General features: G+C 67.6%; 23 protein-coding genes, 1 tRNA gene and 1 pseudogene. 6 read left to right on the top strand and 19 right to left on the bottom strand.

Annotation, left to right across the window (positions count from 1 at the left end; genetic code table 11):
* Positions 1–6: 6 nt before the first annotated feature.
* The 3 genes from IU459_RS20655 to IU459_RS20645 all read right to left on the bottom strand — a co-directional run bounded on the left by IU459_RS20655 (position 7) and on the right by IU459_RS20645 (position 3,183).
* Positions 7–966, bottom strand: coding sequence for an amino acid ABC transporter permease (locus IU459_RS20655; protein ID WP_195131190.1), 960 nt, complete (start codon positions 964–966; stop codon positions 7–9).
* A 3-nt stretch (positions 967–969) separates the two neighbouring features.
* The gene (locus IU459_RS20650; RefSeq protein WP_195131189.1) at positions 970–1,893 is read right to left on the bottom strand and encodes an ABC transporter substrate-binding protein; all 924 of its coding nucleotides are present in this window, start codon (positions 1,891–1,893) and stop codon (positions 970–972) included.
* A 195-nt stretch (positions 1,894–2,088) separates the two neighbouring features.
* On the bottom strand, positions 2,089–3,183 hold the full coding sequence (locus tag IU459_RS20645; protein ID WP_324198954.1) for an isocitrate/isopropylmalate dehydrogenase family protein: 1,095 nt from the start codon (positions 3,181–3,183) through the stop codon (positions 2,089–2,091).
* Positions 3,184–3,262: 79 nt separating this feature from the next.
* Between IU459_RS20645 and IU459_RS20640 the strand changes: the two genes are divergently transcribed.
* Positions 3,263–3,793 carry a 2'-5' RNA ligase family protein gene (locus IU459_RS20640; RefSeq protein ID WP_195131188.1) on the top strand — a complete coding sequence of 177 codons (531 nt, stop codon included), beginning with the start codon at positions 3,263–3,265 and terminating at the stop codon, positions 3,791–3,793.
* 47 nt (positions 3,794–3,840) lie between these two features.
* Positions 3,841–4,212 carry a thioredoxin gene (gene trxA, locus IU459_RS20635; protein WP_040777328.1) on the top strand — a complete coding sequence of 124 codons (372 nt, stop codon included), beginning with the start codon at positions 3,841–3,843 and terminating at the stop codon, positions 4,210–4,212.
* Between the two features lie 128 nt (positions 4,213–4,340).
* On the opposite strand, the gene IU459_RS20630 is transcribed toward trxA, so the two are convergent.
* Entirely contained in the window at positions 4,341–4,778 is a 438-nt protein-coding gene (locus IU459_RS20630) for an alpha-isopropylmalate synthase regulatory domain-containing protein (protein ID WP_195131187.1), read from the bottom strand.
* Positions 4,779–5,207: 429 nt separating this feature from the next.
* Between IU459_RS20630 and IU459_RS20625 the strand changes: the two genes are divergently transcribed.
* The gene (locus IU459_RS20625; RefSeq protein WP_195131186.1) at positions 5,208–5,519 is read left to right on the top strand and encodes a DUF6191 domain-containing protein; all 312 of its coding nucleotides are present in this window, start codon (positions 5,208–5,210) and stop codon (positions 5,517–5,519) included.
* A 66-nt stretch (positions 5,520–5,585) separates the two neighbouring features.
* Here the strand turns inward: IU459_RS20625 and IU459_RS20620 are convergent, their stop codons facing one another.
* The 9 genes and pseudogenes from IU459_RS20620 to IU459_RS20585 form a co-directional block, all read right to left on the bottom strand.
* A complete protein-coding gene (locus IU459_RS20620) occupies positions 5,586–6,080 on the bottom strand; it encodes a beta-class carbonic anhydrase (RefSeq protein WP_195131185.1) in 495 nt (164 codons plus the stop codon).
* Between the two features lie 200 nt (positions 6,081–6,280).
* Entirely contained in the window at positions 6,281–9,025 is a 2,745-nt protein-coding gene (gene polA / locus IU459_RS20615) for a DNA polymerase I (protein WP_195131184.1), read from the bottom strand.
* Between the two features lie 78 nt (positions 9,026–9,103).
* Positions 9,104–10,780 carry a DUF885 domain-containing protein gene (locus tag IU459_RS20610; RefSeq protein WP_228838256.1) on the bottom strand — a complete coding sequence of 559 codons (1,677 nt, stop codon included), beginning with the start codon at positions 10,778–10,780 and terminating at the stop codon, positions 9,104–9,106.
* A 49-nt stretch (positions 10,781–10,829) separates the two neighbouring features.
* Positions 10,830–11,525, bottom strand: coding sequence for an ABC transporter ATP-binding protein (locus IU459_RS38595; RefSeq protein ID WP_228838255.1), 696 nt, complete (start codon positions 11,523–11,525; stop codon positions 10,830–10,832).
* Positions 11,526–11,699: 174 nt separating this feature from the next.
* A pseudogene (locus tag IU459_RS38590) lies at positions 11,700–12,653 on the bottom strand (ABC transporter ATP-binding protein); the annotation flags it as partial.
* Positions 12,650–14,068 carry a branched-chain amino acid ABC transporter permease gene (locus IU459_RS20600; protein ID WP_195131181.1) on the bottom strand — a complete coding sequence of 473 codons (1,419 nt, stop codon included), beginning with the start codon at positions 14,066–14,068 and terminating at the stop codon, positions 12,650–12,652. The pseudogene IU459_RS38590 and the gene IU459_RS20600, both read right to left, overlap by 4 nt.
* Positions 14,065–15,102 carry a branched-chain amino acid ABC transporter permease gene (locus IU459_RS20595; RefSeq protein ID WP_195131180.1) on the bottom strand — a complete coding sequence of 346 codons (1,038 nt, stop codon included), beginning with the start codon at positions 15,100–15,102 and terminating at the stop codon, positions 14,065–14,067. Before IU459_RS20595 ends, IU459_RS20600 begins: the two co-directional genes overlap by 4 nt.
* Before the next feature lie 94 nt (positions 15,103–15,196).
* Positions 15,197–16,438 carry a branched-chain amino acid ABC transporter substrate-binding protein gene (locus tag IU459_RS20590; RefSeq protein ID WP_440446515.1) on the bottom strand — a complete coding sequence of 414 codons (1,242 nt, stop codon included), beginning with the start codon at positions 16,436–16,438 and terminating at the stop codon, positions 15,197–15,199.
* A 189-nt stretch (positions 16,439–16,627) separates the two neighbouring features.
* Entirely contained in the window at positions 16,628–17,245 is a 618-nt protein-coding gene (locus tag IU459_RS20585; RefSeq protein WP_040777220.1) for an ANTAR domain-containing response regulator, read from the bottom strand.
* 222 nt (positions 17,246–17,467) lie between these two features.
* Here IU459_RS20585 and IU459_RS20580 point away from each other — a divergent pair.
* The 3 genes from IU459_RS20580 (at position 17,468) to IU459_RS20570 (ending at position 19,616) form a co-directional block, all read left to right on the top strand.
* Positions 17,468–17,551, top strand: a tRNA-Leu gene (locus IU459_RS20580).
* An 875-nt stretch (positions 17,552–18,426) separates the two neighbouring features.
* Positions 18,427–19,047: an arsenate reductase/protein-tyrosine-phosphatase family protein gene (locus IU459_RS20575; protein WP_195131179.1), complete on the top strand. Its 621-nt coding sequence runs from the start codon at positions 18,427–18,429 to the stop codon at positions 19,045–19,047.
* A 143-nt stretch (positions 19,048–19,190) separates the two neighbouring features.
* Positions 19,191–19,616 (top strand): hypothetical protein, encoded by a 426-nt coding sequence (locus IU459_RS20570; protein WP_195131178.1) that lies wholly within the window; start codon positions 19,191–19,193, stop codon positions 19,614–19,616.
* A 42-nt stretch (positions 19,617–19,658) separates the two neighbouring features.
* Here the strand turns inward: IU459_RS20570 and IU459_RS20565 are convergent, their stop codons facing one another.
* The 6 genes from IU459_RS20565 to lgt all read right to left on the bottom strand — a co-directional run bounded on the left by IU459_RS20565 (position 19,659) and on the right by lgt (position 25,578).
* Positions 19,659–20,477, bottom strand: coding sequence for an acyl-CoA thioesterase (locus tag IU459_RS20565; RefSeq protein ID WP_228838254.1), 819 nt, complete (start codon positions 20,475–20,477; stop codon positions 19,659–19,661).
* A 95-nt stretch (positions 20,478–20,572) separates the two neighbouring features.
* Positions 20,573–21,991: a pyruvate kinase gene (gene pyk, locus IU459_RS20560; RefSeq protein WP_195131177.1), complete on the bottom strand. Its 1,419-nt coding sequence runs from the start codon at positions 21,989–21,991 to the stop codon at positions 20,573–20,575.
* A 103-nt stretch (positions 21,992–22,094) separates the two neighbouring features.
* On the bottom strand, positions 22,095–22,763 hold the full coding sequence (locus IU459_RS20555) for an amino acid ABC transporter permease (protein ID WP_195131176.1): 669 nt from the start codon (positions 22,761–22,763) through the stop codon (positions 22,095–22,097).
* Between the two features lie 10 nt (positions 22,764–22,773).
* Positions 22,774–23,499: an amino acid ABC transporter substrate-binding protein gene (locus tag IU459_RS20550; RefSeq protein ID WP_228838252.1), complete on the bottom strand. Its 726-nt coding sequence runs from the start codon at positions 23,497–23,499 to the stop codon at positions 22,774–22,776.
* A 218-nt stretch (positions 23,500–23,717) separates the two neighbouring features.
* Positions 23,718–24,212 (bottom strand): TM2 domain-containing protein, encoded by a 495-nt coding sequence (locus IU459_RS20545; RefSeq protein ID WP_195131174.1) that lies wholly within the window; start codon positions 24,210–24,212, stop codon positions 23,718–23,720.
* A gap of 253 nt (positions 24,213–24,465) precedes the next feature.
* Positions 24,466–25,578, bottom strand: coding sequence for a prolipoprotein diacylglyceryl transferase (lgt, locus tag IU459_RS20540; protein ID WP_195131173.1), 1,113 nt, complete (start codon positions 25,576–25,578; stop codon positions 24,466–24,468).
* Position 25,579 lies beyond the last annotated feature (1 nt).

Here is a 25,579-nt window from a genome sequence, read left to right as displayed (position 1 = left end):
CGGTGCTCATTTCGCCTTCACCACCGCTTGGGCGTCGGCGAGTTCCTGCAGCTGCTTGGCCGTCAGCTGCCGGGAGACGCCGCGCGAGTAGTAGCGCTCCAGATAGTACTGCCCGACCATCAGCACGCTGGTGATCGCCAGATACCAGGTGGCGGTGACCAGCAGCAGCGGAATCGGCTGGAAATTCACGCCGTAGATATCGCGTGCCCGGCCGTAGAGGTCGGTGCTCAACGGGATGGCGGTGACCAGCGCGGTGGTCTTCAGCATGCCGATGAGCTCGTTGCCGGTGGGCGGAATGATCACCCGCATGGCCTGCGGCAGCACCGTCCTTCGCATGGTCTGACTCCAGGACATGCCGAGTGCGATGGACGCTTCGCGCTGCCCTTCACCGACCGAATTGATGCCGGCCCGGACGATCTCGGCCATATAGGCGGCTTCGTTCAGGCCGAGACCGATCACGGCGAAGGTGAACGCCGCTTGCAGCCCCTGCACGTCGAGCTCGAAGAACTGCGGCCCGAACGGAACGCCGAGGTGGATCTGCCGGTACAGCGAGGGGAACAGCCCCCAGAACACCAACTGCACGAACACCGGAGTGCCGCGGAAGATCCACAGGTACACCCACGCCGAGGCCCGCAGGACCGGGTTCGGCGACAGTCGCATCACGGCCAGCACCGTGCCGAGCAGGATGGCCATGGCCATCGCCAGCACGGTCAATTCCAGCGTCACGATGGCACCGGCGGTGATCCGGCTGTCGAACAAGTACTTCCCGTAGGTATCCCAGCGGTACGCCGGGTTGGTCGCGGCGCCGTACACGAATAGCGCCACCAAGACGAGGATGACCGCCGCCGCTATCCAGCGACCGGGCCTGCGCAGCGGAACCGCTTTGATCGGCTCCGGCTCCCCCGTCGAGTCCGCCCTGCCCGGCCCGGGATCGCCGGGCGCGGGCCGGGTGTCGTTGTCGGTCATCGATCAGCTCACGGCGCCGTTGATCACGGACTTTGTGATGGCGCCGTCCTGGACACCCCAGTTCCTGGTGATCTCGAGGTACTTACCGTTGTCGATCAGGTGCTGGACCGCCTTCTGCAACACCGCGGCCAGCGGCGCGCCCTTGGGCACCGCCCAGCCGTACGGCGCGGAATCGAACACCGCGCCTGCGGTCTCGATCTTGCCGTCGCTCTGCTTGATCGCATACGCCGTCACCGGGGAGTCGGCCGACATGGCGTCGACCTGACCGAGCACCAGCGCGTTGGTCGCGGCGCTCTGCTCGTCGAACGGCTTGATATCGATGGCGGGCTTGCCCTCGGCGACGCACTTGGCGCTCTTGGCGGGCACCTCGTCGGTGTGCTCCACGGTGGTGGCCTGCACCGCGACCTTCTTGCCGCACGCGTTCTCCGGGTCGACCGGCTTGCCCTTCTGCTGGGCCCACTGGATGCCCGCGTTGAAGTAAGTGGTGAAGTCGACCTGCTGCTCGCGTTCCTTGGAGTCGGTGATCGAGGACATGCCCACGTCGTAGGTGCCCGCCTGGATCGCGGGGATGATCTTCTCGAAGGCCGACTCGACGTATTCCGCCTTGACGCCGAGCACGCTCGCGACCGCGTCCATCAGGTCCACGTCGAAGCCGACGATCCGGCCGCTGGCGTCCTTGTACTCGTTGGGCTGGTAGGGGATGTTCACGCCGATGACGAGCTTGCCGGACTGCTTGATCTTGTCGGGGAGTTGCGCGGCGATCTCGTCGACCTTGTCCACTTGCACCTTGGGCACCGAGGGTCCGGACTCCTCGGTGTTCGTGGTACAGCCCGTCAGCACCAGTGCGCCCGCGGCGAGCACACCCAGTGCGCCTCGCAGGGCGCGCCTGCCGAGAAACGATCGATCAGACACAGCAGCCCTCCACATTTCGGTTATACGCAACCCGGGTGTCACCACCCGTTTGGCAATCTAAGCGACCGGGACGGTTCGCGCTGGGCAGTGCCGGAACAGCGACACGAAGTCGTTGTGAAGTGCCCTGGCGCCCACGTGCCGGTACATCGCCGCGACACCCTACCCGCTCGCTCGGTGACCAGCGGCTTTGGGATGCGGGCACCCGCACAGCTACCTGCGGTGCACCCTGGCGCACACCTGCTCGGTGAATTCACTCGTCGAAGCCAGCCCACCCAGGTCGGCGGTCGCGACGCCGACCTCGAACGTCGCGGCGACGGCCCGCTCGATCCGCTCGCCCGCCTGGGCGAATGCCGCTTCCGCGTCCCTGGCCGCCAACCACCGCAACAGCATCGCCGACGACAGCTGCAGCGCGGCCGGGTTCGCGCGATTGCGTCCGGCCAGGGTGGGGGCGGCACCGTGCACGGCTTGCGCCATGGCCCTGGTCGCCGAACAGTTCAGCGACGCGGCCAGTCCCAGCGAGCCGCTCAACTCCCCGGCCAGGTCGGAGAGGATGTCGCCGAACAGATTCTCGGTGACCAGCACGTCGTAGTCCGCGGCGGCGCGGACCAGGTGCGCGGCGGCCGCGTCGACATGCTCGTCGCCGACCTCGACACCCGGATAGGACTGCGCCACCTCATAGCAGACGTCCCGGAACAACCCCATGGTCAGCGGCAGCACGTTGGCCTTGTGCACGATGGTCACCCGCTTGCGCCGAGTTGCGGCCAGCCGGAACGCCTGATGGGCGATCCGCTCGCAGGCGGCGCGGGTCACCAGGCCGACGGACATCGCGATGTCCGGTGTCGGCCGGAACTCGCCGGTGCCCGCGAACATGTTGCGATCGGCGTAGAAGCCCTCGCTGTTCTCCCGGACGATCACCAGATCGATGTCCGGCGCTGTCGCGTGCACACTCGGAAACGCCCGCGCCGGGCGAATATTGGCGTACAGGTCGAAGCGTTTGCGGATCGCGCCGCCCGGCGCGACCGCGGCGCGATGTTCGGCGGGATAAGACGCGTTGTCGTGCGGGCCGAGAATCCAGCCGTCCACGCCGTCGAGCGCGTCGAGCGTCTGCTCGGGCAGCGGGTTCCCGAATTCGGCGATGGCGCGGTGTCCCATCGCCAGCGGCACCCATTCGACCGGCGCCGCGCCGACCGCCGACAGCGCCTCGTCGACCACCTGCCTGGCGGAGCGCACCACTTCGGGCCCGATGCCGTCGCCGTCGATCAGGCCCAGCCGCAGCGCCGCCCGGGGTTTGTTCGCGTCGTTCACCGGACCATCCTCCCGCCGCGGCGCCCCGACAGCGGAACCGGCCCGCGGAGGCACCCGATGCGGTTACCTTCGGGAGACCATGGTGCAGTCGGTCGAACTACTCCTCGATGACGCCGCTGACGCGGAGATCCGCCGGCAGTGGCGGATGCTGGCCGAGGCCGGCGTGTCGAGCTTGGCGGCGCGCACCGACGAAGCCAATCGCCCGCACATCACCGCCGCGGTGGCCAAGCAGGTCTGGCCGCGCATCGAGCAGGCGTTGGACGAGCAGGCCTTCTCGCCGATCTCGGTCCGGCTCGGCGGGCTGGTGGTCTTCGGGGCGCGCCGCCCCATCCTGGTGCGGCTGGTGGTGCCATCCGAGCCGCTGCTCGCACTGCATCGGCGGATATTCCACACGATCTCGCCCTGTCCCGGCATTCCGGCCAATCTGCATCCGGACGCCTGGACACCGCACATCACGCTGGCCAGGCGGGTGCCGCCGAACCAGCTCGGGGAGGCGATCCACGCCGTCGCGCGGGACCGGGATTTTCCGGCGACCGTGCTGGGTATCCGTCGATGGGATGGTGATCAGCGGCGCGAGTGGCCGGTCGGCCGGATCCGCCGTGGAAGATAACCGAGGCAGCCCGCGTTATAGCTGGCACACCGAAACGAGAGGACGTCATGGCCACCCAGACGCTGACCCAGCAGAATTTCGACGAGGTAGTCACCGGGAACGACGTGGTACTCGTCGATTTCTGGGCTGATTGGTGCGGCCCGTGCAAGAGTTTCGCACCGACCTTCGAGGCCTCCTCCGACAAGCACCCCGACGTGGTGCACGGCAAGGTCGACACCGAAGCCGAGCAGGGCCTCGCGGCGGCCGCCAACATCCGCTCGATCCCGACCATCATGGCCTTCCGGGAGGGCGTGCTCGTGTTCGCGCAGCCCGGCGCGCTGCCTCCCGCCGCGCTCGAGGATCTGGTGACCCAGGTCAAGGCGCTGGACATGGACGAGGTGCGCAAGCAACTCGCCGAACAGCAGGCCGGTCAGCAGTGACCGCGGCGCGGTAGGTTCCGCGCCCATTCGACGCCAGGCCGGGACGTCCTCTGTGGGCAGTCCCGGCTTCACCCATATGGCACGCTTCGACCGCGGGGTGGCGTACCGCCCCGCGGTCGAAATTCGTATCAGGACGCGCCGAGCAGGTTGACGCCCGCGATCATCGCGCGCACCGTCGACTCGGCGCCGTCGTCGGCGATGGCCGCACCCCAGCCGCGCCTGCCGTCGCACTCGCACTGCACGAAAGTGGCGGTGCCACTGGCGGTCCGCCGCTGGTGGAACTGCAGGATCTCCACCGGGTATCCCTCGTCGTAGAGGGCCGAGGTCATCGCCGCGACCGGGCTGCCTGCGGCGACGACGGTCCGCAGGTGCCCGGCGAACTCCAGGGTGGCGGTGAACTCGGCGGTGCGGCTGCCCGCGGGCGACCAGTCACCGAGTCTGACGGGGCCATTGTGCTCGCAGTAACGGCGGTGGAACTCCGCCGGGGTGAGGCCGGCGCTTTCGGCCCGCAGACCTTTGGGAGCGGCGGCATGGAACATGTCGGTATCGAGAGACAGGATGGTCATTGAAAGTAGGTCTTCCCGAAGAATGTCGTGGCTGAAGTTGACAGAGGCGACCAGCACTAACAAAGTCGAACAGCCCGCAGCGAGGGAGCCGGCCCGGATCAGACCCCGCTACGGCGAGCTACTACGAGGCCTCGACGACGCCGCGCCGCCATCGCGGTAAGCGGAATCAGCCCTGCACGATCCTCCGGCCCGGCGGCGGTGGCCGACGTAATCACGGAGGGCCCGGTGAGCGACGCCGTGGACACAGCGCGGTCGCGGTCTGCGACGCGGAGCGCTGCGCTGTGGCGGTCGGCGGGATTCGGCACGCGATCGAGGATAAGGACATCGCGGCGCAATAGCAACCATATTCGGGTGCCCGATTTGTCTACTGGCGAGTACTGTTTGCGCAGTTCAGGAGGTTGCGGGCAGCGCGAAGGTAACGTCGGTGGCATGGGTCTCGTCGCCATGACCATCCCGGGTCTGTCCCTCCTTCTGATCGCGCTCGCCTTCGCCGAGGTCGCGTGGAACAAACTCACCGGAAGCCGCGTGCTGCCCTGGACCCGCAAAAGGTCAGGTCGTCCGGTCTCGGCTGTGGGCTTCGAAGAGGTGACGGCATTGTTCCAGGGCGCGAAGCATTACGAATTCGAGCAGCGAATGACGACGCTGATGCACCGGGAGGACAAGTCCGACGGCGCGCCCCCGCGCGACGAGGTGGATCTCACGAGCGGTTCGGCACGCCTGGTGCGGCAACGCCCGGAGTGAAATGCCGCGTCGAAGCGCGATCGAGGCGTTCCCGAATCCCTCTGTCGCACAACGGAAGGCGCTGCGCTAGCGCGCGGATACCTCGTTCAGCTCGCCCGTGGCGACGTCGAAGACGAAGCCGCGGATGGCGTTCTTGTGCGGCACGAACGGGCTGGCGACGATCCGCGCGATCGATTGGCGCACATCCGTTTCCAGGTCCGAGAACGACTCGACCGACCACTCCGGCTTGATCCCGGTCTCCGCCTGGATGGCGGCCTTGAAGGCGTCGTCGGTGAAAGTGAGCATGCCGCAATCGGTGTGGTGGATCAGAATGATCTCCCTGGTGCCGAGCAACCGCTGACTGATCGCCAGCGAGCGGATCTCGTCGGCGGTGACCACGCCGCCCGCGTTGCGGATGACGTGCGCCTCGCCCTCCGCGAGGCCGAGCGCGCCGTAGACGTTGAGCCGCGCGTCCATGCACGCGACCACGGCCACGCCCTTCGAGGGCGGCAAGGGCAGCGGGCCTTGGAAGGCGCTCGCGTAGGCCGCGTTGTTCGCCAGGTATTCATCGGTGACAGTCATGGGCCATCCCCTGCGCTCGGTATGCGTGAATCCCCTATATGACCAGCCTCACGGTAGATGCCCGCGCGCGGCGGGACACCCGTCCCGTTCACGGTGATTCGTTTGCTGGCGCGGCGAGCCGATGATAGCTCCCGGAAAGCCGGCTGCCGGGCCCGTGCGGTCGGGCCCGGCATGTCCGCTCGATGTGTTTCGCGGGGTTGTCAGTGCGCGGCGGCGTCCCAGCTGCGGCCGACGCCCACCGAGACCTCCAAGGGCACCGACAGCGCGATCGCCGAGGACATCTGTTCGCGCGCCAGCGCCTGCAACGCCTCCCGCTCCCCGTCCGCGACCTCGAACAGCAACTCGTCGTGGATCTGCAGCAGCATCCTGGAGCGCAGCCCGGCCGCCTGCATCGCCCGGTGCACGTTGATCATCGCGACCTTGATGATGTCGGCCGCGGTGCCCTGGATCGGGGCATTGAGCGCCATCCGCTCGGCCGACTCCCGGCGCTGCCGGTTGCTGGAGTCCAGATCGGGCAGGTAGCGGCGACGGCCGAACAGCGTCTCGGTGTAGCCGACCTTGCGCGCCTGCTCGACCACCTCGTACAGGTAGTCGCGGATCCGGCCGAAGCGGGCGAAGTAGACCTCCATCTGCTCCTTCGCCTCGGTGGTGCTGATCTTCAACTGCGCGGACAGTCCATAGGAACTCAGCCCATAGGCCAGGCCGTAGGACATCGCCTTGATCCGGCGGCGCAACTCCGGAGTCACCTCGGTGATCGGGATGTCGAACGCCTTCGACGCGACGAAGCTGTGCAGGTCCTCACCGGAGTTGAACGCCTCGATCAAGCCCTCGTCCCCGGACAGGTGCGCCATGATCCGCATCTCGATCTGGCTGTAATCCGCGGTCATCAGCGACTCGTAGCCGGAGCCGACCACGAAGGTGTCGCGGATCTGCCGTCCGGTGTCGGTGCGGATCGGGATGTTCTGCAGATTCGGGTCGGTGGAGGACAACCGGCCGGTCGCGGCGATCGTCTGGTTGAACGTGGTGTGGATGCGCCCGTCCTCGGCAACGCACTTGAGCAGGCCGTCGACGGTGACCTTGAGCCGGGTGGCGTCGCGGTGCGCGAGCAGGTGCTCCAGGAACGGGTGCTGGGTCTTCTCGAACAGCGACTCCAGCGCGTCCGCGTCGGTGGTGTAGCCGGTCTTGGTGCGCTTGGTCTTCGGCATGTCCAGTTCGTCGAACAGCACCACCTGCAGCTGCTTGGGCGAGCCCAGGTTGATCTGCTTGCCGATCACGTCGTAGGCCGCGTTGGCCGCCTCGGTGACCCGGTCGGCGAATTGCCGCTGCAATGTCTCCAGCTGGTCGGTGTCCACCGCGATGCCCGCGTCCTCCAGCCTGGACAGCACCCCCAGCAGCGGCAGCTCCATATCGGCGAGCAGCGGCGTGGACTCGATCTTGCGCAGTTCCTCGTCCAGCGCGTCGGCCAGATCGGCGACGGCGCGGGCGCGCAGCATCTGCGCCCGCGCCAGTTCGGCGTCGACAGTGTCTTCCTCGTCGAGCAACGACAGCTGCGCGGTCTCGGCGGTCTCGGCGCGCAGCTCCCGATGCAGGTAGCGCAACGAGAGATCGTCGAGGTTGAAGGTGCGCTGGCCGGGGCGGACCAGGTAGGCGGCCAGCGCCGTGTCGCTGGTCAGCCCGCCGAGGGTCCAGCCGCGGCCGCGTAGCGCGTGCAGAGCCGCCTTCGCCTCGTGCAGCGCCTTGGGCACGGCCGGATCGGCGAGCCAGGCGCCCAGCGCGGCCTCGTCCTCCGGAGTCAGCACGGTGACGTCGATGTAGCCGCTCTCGCCGTCACCGGCCGCGATGGCGAGCGCGCGCACGTCACCGTGTGCCGGAACACCCGTTCCGACGATCGAGACTCCGTGACGCACACCGGCTTTCGCGTGCTCGGCGAGCCAGGCGGCGACGGCGCCGATCTCCAGCGCGCCGCCGCTGATCTCGAAACCGGCCTCCGCCTCGGGTTCCGGCGGGGCCAGCGTCTCGAACAGCCGGTCGCGCAGCACGCGGAACTCGAGGTCGTCGAACAAGCGGTGGATCTTCTCCCGATCCCACGGGCCCTGCGCCAGCTGGTCGGGCGTGTACGGCAGCGGCACCTCCCGCATCAACTCGGTGAGCTGGCGGTTGAGCACCACACTGCTCAGGTTGGCCCGCAGCGCGTCGCCGACCTTGCCCTTCACCTCGTCGACCTTGTCGACCAGGGTGTTCAGGTCGCCGTATTCACGGATCCACTTGGCGGCGGTCTTCTCGCCGACACCGGGGATGCCCGGCAGATTGTCGCTCGGGTCGCCGCGCAACGCCGCGTAGTCGGGGTACTGGTTCGGTGTGAGGCCGTATTTGGCCATCACCTCGTCGGGGGTGAACCTGGTCAGATCGGAGACGCCCTTGCGCGGGTACAGCACGGTGACGTTCTCGTCGACGAGCTGGATTGCGTCCCGGTCGCCGGTGACGATGAGCACGCGGAAGCCCTCGGCCGACGCGCGCGTGGTGAGCGTGGCGATGATGTCGTCGGCCTCGAAGCCATCGATCGCCATCACCGGAATGCCCAGCGCGCCGAGCACGTCCTTGGTGAGTTCGACCTGCCCGCGGAACTCGTCCGGCGTGGTGGTGCGGTTGGCCTTGTACGCCGGATACGCCTCGGCGCGGAAGGTCTGGCGCGACACGTCGAACGCCGCGGCCACATGCGTCGGCTTCTCGTCGCGCAGCAGGTTGATCAGCATCGCGGTGAAGCCGTACACCGCGTTGGTGGTCTGCCCGGTGACCGTCTTGAAGTTCTCCGCCGGTAGCGCGAAGAACGCGCGGTAGGCGATCGAATGCCCGTCCAGCAGCAGCAGCGTCGGCCGGTCGCCCGAGCCGGGATCGCTGGAGCCGGACGCGGTGGCGGGACGCGGAGCGGTCGTGGGTGAACTCACGCTCCAGAGTCTAGGGACCGCCACCGACAAGCCGATACGCCGATACCCACCATCCGTGGCGGCGGGATTCCCGCTGGCTCAGAGCGCGGCGACCAGCTCACGCAGCACCGGCAGGCTCACCGATCCCGAACCGAGCACCATGTCGTGGAAAGCCTTGATGTCGAAGTCCGCGCCGAGCCGCTCGTGGGCGGCCACCCGCTGGCGCCGGATCTCCAGCTGGCCCACCTTGTAGCCGACCGCCTGCCCCGGCATGGCGATGTAACGGTCCACCTCCACGGTGATCTCGGCCAGGCCGACCGGCGCGTTCGCCACCATGAAGTCGATGGCCTGCTGTCTGGTCCAGCCCTTCGCGTGCAGACCGGTGTCGACCACCAGACGGCAGGAGCGCCACGAATCCCCCGCCAGCATGCCCAGGCGGCCGAGATCGTCCTCGTACAAACCCATTTCGTCGGCCAGCCGCTCGGTGTAGAGCGCCCAGCCCTCGACGAAAGCGGTGTTGGCGAAGGACTGACGCTGGAAGCGCGGGAGGTGGTCCAGCTCGTTCGCGATGGTGAGCTGAAGATGATGGCCGGGGATCGCCTCGTGGTAGGCCACCGACGCGGTTTCGTAGCGGCCGCGGCCGGTGGGATGGTGCTGGTTGACGAAGTAGGTGCCGGGCCGGGATCCGTCGGCGGCGGGCGGGAAGTAGTAGGCCGCGGGGGCGTCCGCGGCGAGGAAATCCGGCACCGGCACGATGTCGCAGGATTCCCTGGGCAGCCGCCCGAACCAGTTTCCCATCTCGGCCGTGGCCAGCGACAGCGCCCGCCGCGCGTCGAACATGATCTGCTCGGCGTCGTCGTAGCACAGCGCGGGATCGTCGCGCAGCCGGGCGAACACCTCGCCGAGATCCCCGGTGCCGAACAGCCGCTCGCCCACCGTGGCGTATTCCTCGCGCAGCTTCGCCAGTTCGCTGAGGCCGAGTTCGTGGATCTCCTCGGCGCCGAGATCCGGCAGCGTGGTGTGATGGCGCAGCAGCCGCCGATAGATGTCGTCGCCGTCGGAGCCGAGCCAGCACAGGCCGGGCTTGTCGTCGGGGCGGCTGGCCGGCAGCAGTTCGTCGTAGAGCGCGTCGCGGTAGACCTGGAACGCCGGACGGATGACATCCTTTGCCACCCCGGCCAATTCGGCCCGCCACGCGGCCTCGCCGTCCCATCCGTCCGGTCCGGGGAACGTGACGAACGGGTCGGCGGCGAGATCGGAGTCCAGATAGCCGTCGAGCTGGTTGAGCGAGCGCTCGATGGTGATCCGGGCGGGCGCGCGACCGGCGGCCAGACCCGACCGGAACCGTTCCACGGCTTGGCCGAGCATGGTGCCGAACTGCCGGTAGCGCTGGACCAGCGCCAGCGCGTTCTCCGGGCGCGGCGCGTTGGTCTGCGGCGCCACCATCAATATCCCGGCGTGCACGCCGGTCATCTGGTCGGACGCCATCTCCACCGGCCGCCACTCCAAATGCTCGACCGCCCCGCCTAATTCGGTGCGCAGCAGACTGCGGGTGATGCGGTCGGCCGGGTTCAGCCGGTCGGCGTCGAGCGCGTCCACCGCGCGCAGCAGCTCGCGCCAGGTCGAGAGCAACCGCTGCTCCGCCTCGGCGGACAGGTCCTCGATCCGGTCGTCGAAGCGGCGGTCGCCGAGCAGGGTCGCCTCGCTCGGCGCCGCCTCGAGCACACAGTCCCAGTACCGCTCGGCCAAGCTCATCAGCTCGTCGTGACCATCCATGGTCACGATCATGCCTCGAGCCGGGCCGCGCGGCACCGGGCTCGGGGGTTCAGCCCACGCCGAGATACGCCGACTTCACCGCCGGATCGGTGAGCAGTTCGCCGCCGCGGCCGGTTTTGGTGACCTCGCCGGTCTCCATGATGTAGGCGCGGTGGCTGCGCGCAAGCGCCTGCTGGGCGTTCTGCTCGACCAGCAGCACGGTGGTGCCCTGCTGATTGATCTCGCTGATGATCCGGAAGATCTGCTGGATCACCATGGGCGCCAAGCCCATCGACGGTTCGTCGAGCAGAAGCAGCCGCGGCCGGGCCATCAGCGCACGGGCGATGGCCAGCATCTGCTGCTCACCGCCGGAGAGCGTGCCGCCGACCTGCTTGCGCCGCTCGAGCAGGCGTGGAAACAGCTCGAAAACCCACTCCAGCGTCCGGTCGTACTCGGCCTTCTGCTTGAAAACCCGTCCATAGCAACCCATGTCCAGGTTTTCCTGCACCGTCATGCCGGGGAACACGCCCCGGCCCTCCGGCGCCTGGATCAGCCCGCGCCCGACGCGTTCGTGTGCCTTCATCTGGGTGATGTCGCGGCCTTCGAACAGGATTCGCCCGCGGGTCAGCGGCAACAGCCCGGACATGGCGCGCATGGTCGTCGTCTTGCCCGCGCCGTTGGCGCCGAGCAGCGTGACCAGCTCGCCCTCCGCGACGGTCAGCGAGATCCCGTGCAAAGCTTGGATCCGGCCGTAGTTGACGACCATGTCCTCGACTTCGAGCAGCGGAGAACCGGCGGACTTTCCGGGCTGCGTGGCGAGCTGTGCGACCGTCGGCTTGCCCAGCGGGGCCTTCCCCGACCTGGACCGCGCATCGCCACCAGTCGCGCCGCTTTCGCCTGCGGCACTGCCGGATCCGTCGCCGGCAGCACCGGTTTCGCCCACCTCGGTGTCCGGCACGCCCAGGTACGCCGCGATCACCGCCGGGTTGTCCCTGATGTCGGCGGGCAGTCCGTCGGCGATCTTGCGGCCGAACTCCAGCACCACGATCCGGTCGGTCACGCCCATGACCAGCCGCATGTCGTGCTCGATCAGCAGCACCGTGAACCCGTCGTCGCGAATCTTGCGGATCAGGTCCATGAGCGCGGACTTCTCGCTCGGGTTGAACCCGGCGGCGGGCTCGTCCAGGCACAGCAGCTTCGGCTCGGTGGCCAGTGCCCGGGCGATCTCCAGGCGGCGCTGGTCACCGTAGGAGAGGTTGCGCGCCTTCTCCACCGCTCGCGGCGCGATGCCGACGAACTCCAGCAACGCCATACCGCGTTCGATGGCGTCGCGTTCCTCGCGCCGATGCCGCGGCGTCCGCAGAATCGCGCCCGGCACCGAGGTCTTGTGCCGCGCGTCGGTGCCGACCACCACGTTCTCCAGCGCGGTCATCTCACCGAAGAGCCGCACGTTCTGGAACGTGCGCGCGATGCCGAGGCGGGTGATCGCGTTGCGCTTGGTCTTCGTCAGCGGCTTCCCGTCGAAGTACACCAGTCCGGAGGCGGGCTGGTAGACGCCGGTGATCGCGTTGAAGCAGGTGGTCTTGCCCGCGCCGTTGGGACCGATGAGGCCGAGGATCTCGCCGCGACGGATCTCGAAGCTCACGTCGTCCAAGGCGGTGAGGCCGCCGAACTTCACCGTCAGGCCATCGGTGCGCAACAGCGGTTCACCCACCGCGGTCTCGATGACACGATGCGGCGCGACGACTTCCGCGACCGTCTCGGAGTCGGCGAGAACCGGGAGCACCGCGGTCACGTCCACCGTGCCCGCGCTCTGGACCTCCGGTGCGGGCGCATAGCCGGCGGCCATGTCCTCGTTGTCGAACAGCGCGTCGCCCGCGCCGGGCCCGGTCATCGTCCCGCTCCGATCAGCTCGCGCGCGGCCGGTCTGCGCACGGCCTGATACACCTGTCTGCCGTAGGTGAGCAGCTTCTGCCGCACCGGGAACAGACCCTGCGGACGCAGAATCATCATCACCACCAACGCGATACCGAAATACAGATACTTCAGGTCACCCAGCGATTGCGCGCCGCCCTTGCGGAACAGCAACACGCTGCCCAGCAGCAGCAGCGCCAGCACGCCGCTGGCCACCATTCCCGTGATCACCCCGCGGCGCGGCCACACACTGAGCCGGTCGGCCCACAGCCGCCACACGACGATCAGCGCGACGAACACCGCGACGTCGATCGCCAGCAGGACGTACCCGGTCGACTCGTTGCTCACCAGGTTCACCGACTGCAGTCGCGCGGGCAGATAGGCGATGACGAACGCGCCGAAGATCACGCCGAGCTTGTTGCCCTGACCACCGATGACCACCGCGCACAGGAACAGCATCGAGTTGATGATGTTGAACCCGGTCGGGTTGATGAACTGCACCTGTCCGGCGTAGATCGCGCCGGACATGCCGCCCACCGCGGCGCCGATCATGAACGCCCACAGCTTGAACTTGAACGTCGGCACGCCCATGATCTCGGCCGCGTCCTCGTCCTCGCGGATGGCCACCCAGGCGCGCCCGACCCGGCTGCGCTCCAGGTTGCCGACCATCAGCAGCACGATCACCACCAGCGCCATGCCGAGCCAGTACCAGTAGGTGCCGTAGCTGGCGCGGTCGAGGAGGTTCACGGCGTCCGGGTCACCGCTGTTGCCGCCGGAGAACACGCCCTCCGGCCTGCTCTCCGACTCGCCGACGTGCGGGTAGGCTACGCCCGACAAACCGAGGCTGCCGTTGGTGATCTCGGTGAGGTTCTCCGCCAGCAGCCGGACGATCTCACCGAAGCCGAGTGTCACGATCGCCAGGTAGTCACCGCGCAGGCGCAGCGTCGGCGAACCGAGGATCAGGCCCGAGACAGCGGTGACCGCCACCGCGAGCGGCAGGCAGGCCAGCCACGCCCACTCCGGATCCAGCCAGCCGCCGTCGGTCTGGTTCCACGGGCTGTTGGGGCTGGTGAGCAGGCCGACGGTGTACGCGCCTACGGCGTAGAAACCGACGTAGCCCAGGTCGAGCAGGCCCGCCTGCCCGACCACCACGTTGAGGCCGATCGCCAGCAGCGCGTACATCGCCACCTGCGCCATCACCAGGCCGAAGTTGTAGGAGGGCGTGTTCAGCAGCGGCGGAGGGAACAGCGGCAGCAGCGCCAGCAGCAGGAGGATCGGGACGCCGACGCCCCACTGCGCGGGCCTGCTCAGGCCCTCCCACCAGGTGCGGATCGCGTCGCCGAGGCCACGCCGCTCGGTGTCCGGCGCGGGCGCCGTCTTGGTCGTGTCGATCATGCGCGTGCCCTTCCGAGACTCTCGCCGAGGATGCCGGTCGGGCGAATCATCAGCACAAGAACCAGCACCACGAACGCGACCACGTCACGCCATTCGGTGCCGAACAGGATCTGGCCGTACTGCTCCACCACGCCGAGCAGCAGGCCGCCGAGCAGCGCACCGCGCAGATTGCCGATGCCGCCGAGCACCGCGGCGCTGAACGCCTTGATGCCGAGGATGAATCCGCCGGAGTAGATGATCCCGTTCGGGATCTTGAGCGTGTACAGCATCGCCGCCGCGCCCGCGAGCACGCCGCCGATGAGGAAGGTCAGCATGATGACCCGCTCCCGCGACACACCCATCAGCGTCGCGGTGTCGGGGTCCTGGGCCACGGCCCGGATGCCGCGGCCGAACTTGGTCTGATTGATCAGGATCTCGGTGACGATCGCCAGCACCACGGCGGCGACCACGATGAGCAGCATGATGTTGGTGATGTCCGCGCCGCCGAAACTGAACTGCACGGTGGGCTCCACGAGCCGGATCGCCTGCTGCGCGTTGGTGCCGCCGAGGTCGGGGCGGATCTTCGGCAGTACGAAGTGCACCAGTTCCTGCAGCACGAACGACATGCCGATCGCGGTGATCAGGAAGGCCAGCGGTTTGGCGCCCCGCTTACGTAGCGGTCGATACGCGACCCGTTCCAATCCGACGGCCGCGCCACCGGATACCACCATGCCCACGACCATCGCCAACCCCAGATAGACGACGGTGAGCACGACACCTTGGGTGTAGACGTCGGGACTCGCGACGAATCCGAAGATCATCAACCCGATCAATTGCCCGAACAAGCCGAGCATGAAAATTTCCGAATGGGCGAAATTGATCAGGCGCAATACGCCGTAGACCAACGTATAGCCCACGGCGACCAAGGCATAGATGGCGCCATAGGTCACTCCGTCGACGGTCAGTCGCCAGAAACTATCGATCAACCCCTCGTAGTTGAAGTCGATCGAGCCGCCGAGGAGTTGTGCCCCACCGGCCAATGCCGTTGATTTCATTTATTTCTTGCCCTCATCCATTCGCCCGCGGAACAACGGCACGTACCGGGGTTCGCGCGAACCCCGGTACGTGCCGTGCGTCCGAGTCCCAGAGCTACTTGACCTCGTACACCCAGATCAGCGCGTTCGACAGCTCACCGTTCGGATTCCACTTGTACTGACGCGCGAGGCCGGCACCGTCGTACGTCCGCACATATTCGAGCAGATCCGGACGGGTCACCTTACCGCCGTCTATGCCCTTGGCCAGGATGCTGGTCAGGTCGTACGCCTCGACCGAGTAGACACCGGGCGCCTGGCCGTTGAGCGCCTGGTAGTCCTTGGCGAACTTGTCCGGCGCGGGACCGCACGGGCACGACAGCTTCGCGCCCTTGGCCGCGCTGCCCGCCTGCGAAACGAACTGCGGATCGTTGGTGCCGTCGGCGGACACGAAGACCGCCTTCACGCCACCGGACTTCAGCTGCTGGGCCAGCGGCGCGGCCTCGGAGTAGTAACCGGAGTAGAAGATGGCGTCCGGATTCGCGCCCGCCACCTTGGTGACCGTCGCGGAGAAGTCCTTGTCGCCCTTCTTGATGCTGGCGGCGCAGGCCGGATCGGCCACCGGGCCCAAGCCCTCGGTGATCGACTTCGCCAGTCCGGTGCCGTAGTCGGTGTTGTCCTGGATGACGCAGACCTTCTTGTAGCCCGCGGTGTTGACCAGGTACTTCGCCACCGACGGGCCCTGCACGTCGTCATTGGCCAGGCCGCGGAAGAAGGTGGTCCAGCCGTTCTGGGTCAGCGTCGCGTTGGTCGCCGAGGAGGTGACCGCGACCAGGCCCGCGTCACTGAGGATCTTGCCGGTCGCCTTCGTCTCACCGGAGAACGCCGGGCCGACCAGGCCGATGATCGACTTGTCGTTGACGATCTGCGGAATCACCTGGGTGGCCTTCTGCGGGTCGCCCTCGGTGTCGAACTGCTTCAGCTCGATCTTGCAGCCGGGATTGGCCTTGTTGTGCTGGTCGAGGGCGAGCTTGACGCCGTTGACGATATTGATGCCGAGCGCGGCGTCCGGACCGGTCAGCGCGCCCGCCATAGCGATGGACGTACCCGGCGCGCAGGTCGCCTTGCCGTCGCCCGCGGGGTCGGCCGCCGTGGCGGTGTCGGCCTTCGGCACCTCTTTGCCCTGCTGGTCGACTTGCAGAACCGGCTGGATGGACAAGCCGCCCGCGCCATTGGTGCCCGAGGAATCCGAACCGCTGCTGGTGGACTTTTCGCTACAACCGGTCAGCACCAGCGCGGCGGCAGCGCCGACGGCCAGAACACCTCGCGTCGATCGACTGCGCCATGTCGAACTAAGCACGATTCACCTCATCTAAGTTCTGTGCTCCCCCGGGCTCGCCGAGGAGGCCGACCACGTCAGCCCGGTCAGAACATAGCGTTGGTACGTTAGTTCCGCATCACATTCGGATCATGCGCGCAACATTGTGTCGAATTCTTGTTCACGACCGTGTTTCGACAGCGTAAATTTTCCCGCCCGCGCGCACCGATGTCACTTCGGCGTCAGGTTCTCCAACACGACTTCCGCGACCGCCTTCATGGTCGTGCGGCGATCCATTGCCGTGCGCTGAATCCACTTGAACGCCTGCGGCTCCGAAAGGCCCTGAGTCTGCATCAGCACACCCTTGGCGCGCTCGACCAGCTTCCGCGTCTCCAGCCGATCGGCTAGATTCGCCACCTCGCTCTCCAGCGCGGTGATCTCATGGAAGCGGCTGGCCGCCAATTCGATCGCCGGGACCAGGTCCGATTTGGTGAACGGCTTCACCAGGTAGGCCATCGCACCGGCGTCGCGCGCCCGCTCCACCAGGTCGCGCTGACTGAACGCGGTCAGGATGACCACGGGCGCAACACGTTTCGACGCGATCTCGGCCGCCGCGTCGATCCCGTCCCGGCGCGGCATCTTCACGTCCATGATGACCAGATCCGGACGGTGCTCGACCGCGAGATCGACCGCCTGCTGGCCGTCGCCCGCCTCGCCGACCACCTGGTAGCCCTCTTCGGTCAGCATCTCGACCAGATCCATGCGAATGAGCGCCTCGTCCTCGGCGACGACGACCCGCTTCGCCCCGGCGTCCCGTTTGGTGCCGGCGCCCCCAGCTGCTGTGCTCATAGGTAGACCCCTCTGGTTCCGATGCCCTGTACCCGACACGCCGAAAATAGGCCGCGATCGCACGGAAGACCACCGCGGGCCATCAGGCTGCCGAGTGATGTAAAGAGTACCTTTCACTTCGGCATAGAACGCATATACCCTGCGCAAACCGCGCGCTAGCGCCCCCGAGGCCAACCCATTCGCTTCCACGGCACCCGACCCGCTATAGTTTCCACCCGGTGCGCCGAGTTGGCGGAACTGGCAGACGCGACGGTCTCAAAAACCGTTGTCCGAAAGGACGTGTGGGTTCGAGTCCCACACTCGGCACTCGCTCCCGAGGTGAGCCCTGTTCGCGGGGAGCGCTCACCGGAGGGGAGTTCGTCATTGTTCTGGGGGTGCAACCCCCAGGCCCCGCTCGGCGGGGCTTCGCCCCCGAACCCCCCATGCGTGTGGTTGCGTTCGGTGGAACGCGTCTCGTGGTGGTCGTTGGTGCGATCCGGGGTTTCGGCCAGCGGCGGTTATCAACGACTGACAGCTGTCTTCGTCTGCCGAGAGCGCTTATCTGGGGAACTCATCATGCTCTCGGTGCAACCCGGGGCTCCGGTGGTCCATCGTCGGCGCTGTGGGGCCGCGCGCGTTGGCCAATCGGGCGGAGCGTCAGGGCCGGGTGACCGTCCCATTTTGCGGTCGGCGAATGTTACGGGCGGTCGTGAGTTGCGTTCATAAATTTCGCGCAGGGGATGCGGTTCCGATGGTTCGTGCTCCGGATCTCGTGGTCGTCTATCTCGGCATGCGGGTGCGGCGGCATCGATGCCATGTACGACGACATGGATCCCGCCACCGGCCTCGCGCGGTTCGCGCCCGTGGCCCCCTCCTCGCGGGAAGAGGTTCACCACCCGCGGACGCGTCGAGGACAGACCCGCCGAGTTCGAGCCCGTCGCGCCCGAATCCGCTTACTACGACGGCGAATCCGGGTAGTCTGCGCAAGCGGTCTTATCACGGAGCAATCACAATGCAGCGTTTCGCTGCGCCCGCTACGGGGTACGCCGAGTGCGGGGAACCGAACCGCACCTCCCGCGTAAGTGACGTACGTCGCAGGCCTCGTGTACGGCGCGCTACAAGCAGATGAATATGTTGTTCCCACACCTGGGACTACTGAATCGGGACGTTCTGGTAGCTTCCGCGCGGCTTATCGTGTTCCTATGCATGTCCTGTTCGTCTGCAACGGCAACGTTTGCCGTTCGGTAATCGCCGAGCGGCTCACCCGCGCCGTGGCGGCCGAACACGCCATCCCCCACCTCACCACCGAGAGCGCGGGAACCCGTGCGCTGGTGGGATTTCCGGTCGAACCGCTCGCCGCGCAGACCATCGCGGGGCTCGGCGCCGACCCGGCCAACTTCCGGGCCAGACGCCTGCGGCCCGAGATGATCGACAAAGCCGACTTGGTCCTCGCGATGACCGAGCAGATCCGCGACCAAGCGATCGAAATGGCCTTCGGCGCCCGTCCGCGCACTTTCACGCTGCTGGAAGCCAGCCGTATCGCCCACGTCACCGGCGCGCGCACCGTCGCCGAACTGCATTCCGCGCGAAACGATCTCTCGCTGGTCGGCCGGGAGAACATCGCCGACCCCGTCGGGCTGTCGGCCCAGGCGTTCTGCGAGGTCGGCGACCGCATCGCCGACGCGCTCGTGCCGCTGCTGCTGGCGCTCGCCCCGCACGAGCAGCCCCGCCCGCACGACGACGAGCACACCGGACTGGTGATCCGCCCCGGCGCGTCACGCGCGCCCCTGGCGACCTTCCTCGCGGCCCAGCGCGCGCGATAACACGTCACCGGGTCGGCCAACGTCGAATACCCGGCCAACTCGCCTGTCACGATTCGCTATGTCCATTCCGGGCCTGGACGGTTTACACTCCCGCGGACAACACTCTCCGCCGTTGCTGCTTCGACACAGGACAGGAATCAGACATGCCGAAGCGAATTTCGGATGTTTCGCTCCATGTTTATGTGACACCGGAGGCTCTGGAACGCGTCGTCGAGACCGTGCGCGAGGTGGTGGACGACTATCTCACCGACCGCGACGTGTTCGCCTGGCGCTTCACCTTGCCGGTCGATACCGATGACCCGGCCCATGCGGCCCTGGCGAGCCACTGCGCTACCGATCGGCTCGACGACGCACCGGAGAACCGCCGCACATACGAAATCGCGCTCAGCCTCGTCGGGGCGCCGGACCAGCTGACCGACGCCGACGTGGCCATGCTGGAACGGCAACTGCTACGCGGCATCTCCGGACTCGCGCGAACCGAGCCGGGACGGCAGATCCCGGTCTCGATCCGCGCCTCGCAACGCACCGACGTCGATCTCGACATCGATCGCGACCGCGAACTGCTCTGACGCGGGTCGACGGACTCGGCCGAACGAAGGCCGAGGCGTGGGTCAATCCCGCCGGCGCGAGGGGAAGTGGCGGATGAGCCCCTCCTGCACCGTGGTGGCCAGCAGGTCTCCGCTGCGGGAGTAGAACCGTCCGGTCGCCAGGCCGCGGGAGCCCGCTGCCACCGGCGACTCGGTGGCATACAGCGCCCACTCGTCGAAACGGAACGGGCGGTGGAACCAGATCGAGTGGTTGACCGTGGCGGCCACGATCCGGTCCAAGCCCCACGACAGCCCGTGGGTGGTGATGATCGAGTCCAGCACTGTGGTGTCGGACGAGTAGCCGAGCATCGCCACGTGGATCAGCGGGTCGTCGGGCAGCCTGCCGTCCGCGCGCATCCACACCCGGTTGTGGTTGAGCCGCTCCCCCGTGCCCTTCAGAATCCAGGCCGGGTCGTTGGTGTAGCGCATATCGATCGGATGCGGCGCGTTGACGAACATCTCCAGCTTGTCCTCCAAGCCTTCGAAGCTCTCCTCCACGCGAGGCAGCGTCTCCGGATCGGGCACCTCCGGCTGGGCGTGCGCGTGCTCGAGCCCCGTGCCCCAATCCTGGAACGCGGCGAGCATCACGAACAGCTCTTGGCCATCCTGGGTGGCGGTGACCGTGCGATTGGCGAACGCGCGGCCGTCGCGATGGCGGTCCACCCGGTACTCGATCGGCTTCTTCACGTCCCCGCCGCGCACGAAATGCGCGTTCACGGCGTGCACCGGACGGTCACCGACCGTGCGCCCCGCCGCGATGATGGCCTGCGAGACGAGCTGCCCCCCGAAGGTCCGGCTCCACACCTTCTCCGGGTGCTGGCCGACGAAGACATCCTCGTCCATCTGTTCCAGATCGAGCAGGCCGAGCAGCACGTCCAAGTCGGAGCGCAGTGCGGGCGGCTCCGCGACGATGACGGGGCTGCCTAGGGAAGCACTCACTAATGGTCCTCCTCGCCGATGCGATGCACGTGGATCAGATTGGTGGAGCCTACGGTGCCGGGCGGCGATCCCGCCACGATCACCACCAGATCACCCTTCTGGTATCGGTCCATCGACAGAAGTGCTACATCCACCTGGTGGATCATCGCATCGGTGCTCTCCACGGTCGGCACGATGAAGGTTTCCGTGCCCCAGGTCAGCGCCAGCTGGCTGCGCACCTCCGGCAGCGGCGTGAACGCCAGCAGCGGCAGCGGGGTGTGCAGCCTGGCCAGGCGGCGCACCGTGTCACCCGACTGGGTGAACGCCACCAGCGCCTTGGCGTTGAGCCGCTCGCCGATGTCGCGGGCGGCGTAGGAGATCACTCCGCGCTTGGTACGTGGCACGTGGGTCAGCGGGGGGACCCGGGTCGACTCGGTTTCCACCGCGTGCACGATGCGCGCCATCGTGCGCACCGTCTCGATCGGGTACTTGCCCACCGAGGTCTCACCCGAGAGCATCACCGCGTCGGCGCCGTCGAGCACCGCGTTCGCCACGTCCGAGGCCTCGGCGCGGGTCGGGCGGGAGTTGTCGATCATCGACTCCAGCATCTGGGTGGCGACAATGACCGGCTTGGCGTTCTCCCTGGCCATCTGGATGGCGCGCTTCTGCACGATCGGCACCTGCTCCAGCGGCAGCTCGACGCCGAGATCGCCGCGGGCGACCATCACCGCGTCGAAGGCGAGGACCACGGCCTCCAGGTTGTCGATCGCCTCCGGCTTCTCCAACTTGCCGATCACCGGCACCCGGCGGCCGATGCGATCCATCACGTCGTGCACCAGCTCGACATCGGACGGGGACCGCACGAACGACAGCGCGATGAAGTCGACGCCGAGTTTCAGCGCGAACTCCAGGTCCTCGATGTCCTTCTCCGAGAGCGCGGGCACCGACACGTCCATGCCCGGCAGCGAGACGCCCTTGTTGTTGGAGACCGGGCCGCCCTCGGTGACCCGGCAGACCACGTCGTTGCCGTCGACGCGGGTGACGACCACCCCCACCTTGCCGTCGTCCACCAGGAGGCGGTCGCCGGGCTTGGCGTCCTTGGCCAGTTCCTTGTACGTGGTGGACACCCGGTCGTGGGTCCCGTCGATGTCGTCGACGGTGATGCGGACCTCTTCGCCCGTCGCCCAGACGGTCCTGCCCTCCAGAAAGCGGCCGAGGCGGATCTTGGGACCCTGGAGGTCGGCGAGAATGCCGACGGCTCGGCCGAGATGGTCGGCGGCCTGCCGCACCTTCTTGTAGTTCTCGGCATGGTCCGCGTGCTCGCCGTGGCTGAAGTTCAGCCGCGCTACGTCCATACCGCTCTCGACGAGTTCGCGGATACGGTCCTCGGTGGCAGTGGCCGGGCCGAGCGTGCACACAATCTTCGTCCGTCGCATCACGAGTAGAGCCTAGTCCCGGTGGGTGCGCAGGTCTCGCCGTGGCCATGGTGAAACCTTGGTGAAAAATATGAACGAGGGGCCGTGAGCGGGTACAAACGGATACTCAGCGCGCGACATGCCGGGCCAGCCTCGTTTCCAGCCGGGTCTGCGCGAATCCGAGGATCAGGCAGATCACCCAGTAGTACAACGCCGCGACCCCGTAGAGCGCGAAGAAGTCAAAGGTGGGCGCCGCAGCGAGCTGGGCGACCCGCAGTAACTCCGTCACCAGGATGGTCGACGCCAGTGAGGTGTCCTTGACCAGCGAGATCAGCGTGTTGGACAGCGGGGGCACCGCGATCCGGGCCGCCTGCGGCAGGATGATCAGCCGCAACATCATCGGATAGGACATGCCCAGCGCCTCGGCCGCCTCCCACTGGCCGCCGGCGACACTGAGGATGGCGGCGCGCACCACTTCGGCAGCGTAGCCGCCCACGTTGAGGCTGAACGCGATCACGGCGGCGGGGAAGGGGTCGATCACGACACCGAATTGCGGCAGCGCGTAGAACACGATGAACAGCTGCACCAGCAGTGGAGTGCCGCGAATGATCGAGATGTAGAACCGGGCAGCGGCCGACAGCGGCCACACCGGCGACATCCTGGCCAGCGCGAGGAATAGCGCGAGCACCAAGCCGATGGCGAAGCTGATCGCGGTCAGCGGGATGGTCTTGGTGACGGTGGCCTGCAGCATCGGCCACAGGTTGTGCCAGATGAGATCCCTGGTGGCGGCGTCCATGAAGGGGCGGCTACTGACTGACGTCGGCGCCGAAGTACTTCTCGGAGATCTTCGCCAGGGTGCCGTCGGCGCGCAGCTGGTTCAGCGCGTTGTCCACATCGGCGATCAACGCGTCGCCCTTGCGCGCGGCGAATGCCTGCTTGCTCTCCGCTCCGGTCTTGCCCGCGATCTTCACGCTGCTGTCGCCGGTCTTCTTGGTGTACTCCGCGACGGCGAGGGTGTCGTTGACGGTCGCGTCCACGCGGCCGTTCTTCAACAGCTGGATGGCCTGCACGAAGCCCTCTACCGCCTCGACTTTCGCGCCCGCGTCGGTGGCGACCTTGGTCCAGTTGCTGGTGGCCGACTGTGCGCAGGTCTTGCCGTTGAGGTCGGCGAGACGGGTGATCGCGTTGTTGTCGGCGCGAGTGACGATCACGCCGGCCGACGTGGTGTACGGCACCGACAGCGCGTACTTGGCTTTGCGCTCGTCGTTCACGGTCACCTGGTTCGCGACCAGGTCGAAGCGCTTGGACTCCAGCCCGGCGAAGATGGCGTCCCACGGCGTCTGGACGAACTCGACCCTCTTGCCGAGCTTGTCGCCGACCGCCTGGATCACCTCCACGTCGTAACCGGTGAGCTTGCCGTCGGAACCCTGGAAGCTGAACGGCGCGTAGGTGCCCTCGGTGCCCACCTTCAGCACGTTCGGGTCACTGTCGCCGCACGCGCTCAGGCCCGTGGCGGCGACGATGGCGAGCATGGCGGCGGCGAACAGCTTGCGACGCACGGAATCCCTCTCTTCAGTGCGTGGAGCTCCACACACGACACGCGAATCCGGCCATGCTACGCGCGGACCCACCGCCACGACAGTATCCCGATCATCCTGCGCGGAAGGATTGTGCTCATTGATTTCGCCCGGCGTACGCAGGGAGGCGGACAACGCGGGCCCGCCTCCCTGCCGTGCCGGTGCGGCCGCGATCAGTCGCGCAGCGGGCGTCCCTGCGGATCGGGGACCTTGCCGACGAGGATCAGGATGCCGTCGATGAGACCCCAGATGCCGCCGAGGCCGCAGGTGAGAATCGTGACCACCAGCTGGGCGATGCCCAGCCCGGTGTAGCCGAGATAGAAGCGCCCGACGCCGAAGCTACCGAGGAAGATCTGCAGCAGGCCCGCGATCAGCTTCTGCTTCTCCGACAGCGGTACGCCGAAGGGGTCGCGGCCCCACGGCGCCTCGGGGTCGTTCGGGTTGTACCCCTGCGGCGCACCCGGATACGGCGCGGGCGGGTAGCCGCCCGGCTGCTGGCCGTAGGGGTCGGCGGGCTGGCCGTATTGGGGCTGGCCGTAGGGGGCCGACGGCGAGCTGTACTGCGGCGGGGTCTGCGCCTCCAGCGGCTTGGTCAGATCCGGACCCGTCCCGGGCGGGCCGTACTGCGGGCCCGGAGAACCCGGAACCTGCTGGTTAGGGTCGGTCACTCATGTCCTCCTCATTCGTGCGGGCACCCTCTTGTCGGCCCCCGTCCTTGCTGGACCGCCGATTTGCCACTCGCGACGATCACGAGACATTGTCACCGGGATCGACCAGGTTGTCGCCCCCGATGTTTTCGGCCCTGCGAGGAGTTATCGCCGTGTGTCGCCGATTCGTTGCCGTGAACGGGAAACCCGGCGTGGGCGACGGCGGGCCGGCGCTCGCCGCATCCGCCACCGCACCTGGACCGGACGGCACCGATCAGCTCTTGTCCGAACCTGCCTTCTCCGAACCGGTCTCGGCGGACGCGCCGCCGAACGTCGCGGGACCGGACTCGCCCGCGGATGTCTCCCCGCCGGTTCCGGCGGTGCCCGCATCGCTCACGGTCTGCTCGGATACCGCTGCGTCCGAAGGCTTCTCGGCCGACGCCGTGCCCGCGGCGCGCAGCGCGCGGCGCTGCCACGGCCACGGGCGAGGACTCGCGCCGGGCTGCAACTGCTCGGGCGTCTCGCGGCCCTTGGTGGCGAACACGAAGTAGGCGATCGCGCCCAGGAACACCACGGCGGAGGTGAACGAGTTGATCCGGATGCCCGCGATCTGGGTGGCCTCGTCCGCGCGCATCAGCTCGACGAAGAACCGCCCGAAGCAGTAACCGGCGACGTACAGCGCGAACAGGCGGCCGTGGCCGATCCGGAAACGTCGGTCCACGTACACCAGCAGCACGACGACGAGCAGGTTCCAGACCATCTCGTACAGGAAGGTGGGATGCACGATCTTGTCGACCACGCCGGTGGAGACGCCGTTCATCATGTCCAGCTGACCGTCGTCGCCGACCCGGCGGAAGATCTGCAAGCCCCACGGCAGGTCGGTCTCGCGGCCGTACAGCTCCTGGTTGAAGTAGTTGCCGAGCCTGCCGATGGCCTGGGCGAGCAGGATCGGCGGGGCCACCGCGTCACCCAACGCGGGCAGTGGAATCCGGTACACCCGGCAACCGATCCACGCGCCGATGCCGCCCAGCAGCACCGCGCCCCAGATGCCGAGTCCGCCCTGGTAGATCTTCAGCGCGTCGACCGGGTTTCCGTCCGCACCGAAGTACTTCTGCCAGTCGGTGGCCACGTGGTAGAGCCGGCCGCCGACCAGACCGAACGGCACCGCGAACATCGCGACGTCCAGGATCGCGCCGGGCTGGCCGCCCCGCGCGCGCCAGCGGCGCTCACCCCACCAGATCGCGACGACGATGCCGAGAATGATGCACAAGGCGTACGCCCGTAACGGGAAGGGCCCGAGCTGCCACACCCCCTGCGGGGGGCTGGGAATGTAGGCCAGCACGTCGCTGTTGGCCACGACACTGTCTGCCAGGACTTGTAAGGTCACG

Origin of the sequence: Nocardia amamiensis, from assembly GCF_015477605.1 — a bacterium.
Lineage (GTDB): Bacteria > Actinomycetota > Actinomycetes > Mycobacteriales > Mycobacteriaceae > Nocardia > Nocardia amamiensis_A.
This window is presented reverse-complemented; position numbering and strand designations above follow the sequence as displayed.

Excerpts from the sequence above, each read along its gene's own strand:
- IU459_RS20655 (WP_195131190.1), bottom strand. The coding sequence starts at position 966 with ATGACCGACAACGACACCCGGCCCGCGCCCGGCGATCCCGGGCCGGGC.
- IU459_RS20650 (WP_195131189.1), bottom strand. The coding sequence starts at position 1,893 with ATGTGGAGGGCTGCTGTGTCTGATCGATCGTTTCTCGGCAGGCGCGCC.
- IU459_RS20640 (WP_195131188.1), top strand. The coding sequence starts at position 3,263 with ATGGTGCAGTCGGTCGAACTACTCCTCGATGACGCCGCTGACGCGGAG.
- trxA (WP_040777328.1), top strand. The coding sequence starts at position 3,841 with ATGGCCACCCAGACGCTGACCCAGCAGAATTTCGACGAGGTAGTCACC.
- IU459_RS20630 (WP_195131187.1), bottom strand. The coding sequence starts at position 4,778 with ATGACCATCCTGTCTCTCGATACCGACATGTTCCATGCCGCCGCTCCC.
- IU459_RS20625 (WP_195131186.1), top strand. The coding sequence starts at position 5,208 with ATGGGTCTCGTCGCCATGACCATCCCGGGTCTGTCCCTCCTTCTGATC.
- IU459_RS20620 (WP_195131185.1), bottom strand. The coding sequence starts at position 6,080 with ATGACTGTCACCGATGAATACCTGGCGAACAACGCGGCCTACGCGAGC.
- IU459_RS20610 (WP_228838256.1), bottom strand. The coding sequence starts at position 10,780 with ATGGATGGTCACGACGAGCTGATGAGCTTGGCCGAGCGGTACTGGGAC.
- IU459_RS38595 (WP_228838255.1), bottom strand. The coding sequence starts at position 11,525 with ATGGTCGTCAACTACGGCCGGATCCAAGCTTTGCACGGGATCTCGCTG.
- IU459_RS20600 (WP_195131181.1), bottom strand. The coding sequence starts at position 14,068 with ATGATCGACACGACCAAGACGGCGCCCGCGCCGGACACCGAGCGGCGT.
- IU459_RS20595 (WP_195131180.1), bottom strand. The coding sequence starts at position 15,102 with ATGAAATCAACGGCATTGGCCGGTGGGGCACAACTCCTCGGCGGCTCG.
- IU459_RS20585 (WP_040777220.1), bottom strand. The coding sequence starts at position 17,245 with ATGAGCACAGCAGCTGGGGGCGCCGGCACCAAACGGGACGCCGGGGCG.
- IU459_RS20575 (WP_195131179.1), top strand. The coding sequence starts at position 18,427 with ATGCATGTCCTGTTCGTCTGCAACGGCAACGTTTGCCGTTCGGTAATC.
- IU459_RS20570 (WP_195131178.1), top strand. The coding sequence starts at position 19,191 with ATGCCGAAGCGAATTTCGGATGTTTCGCTCCATGTTTATGTGACACCG.
- IU459_RS20565 (WP_228838254.1), bottom strand. The coding sequence starts at position 20,477 with ATGGACGAGGATGTCTTCGTCGGCCAGCACCCGGAGAAGGTGTGGAGC.
- IU459_RS20555 (WP_195131176.1), bottom strand. The coding sequence starts at position 22,763 with ATGGACGCCGCCACCAGGGATCTCATCTGGCACAACCTGTGGCCGATG.
- IU459_RS20550 (WP_228838252.1), bottom strand. The coding sequence starts at position 23,499 with ATGCTCGCCATCGTCGCCGCCACGGGCCTGAGCGCGTGCGGCGACAGT.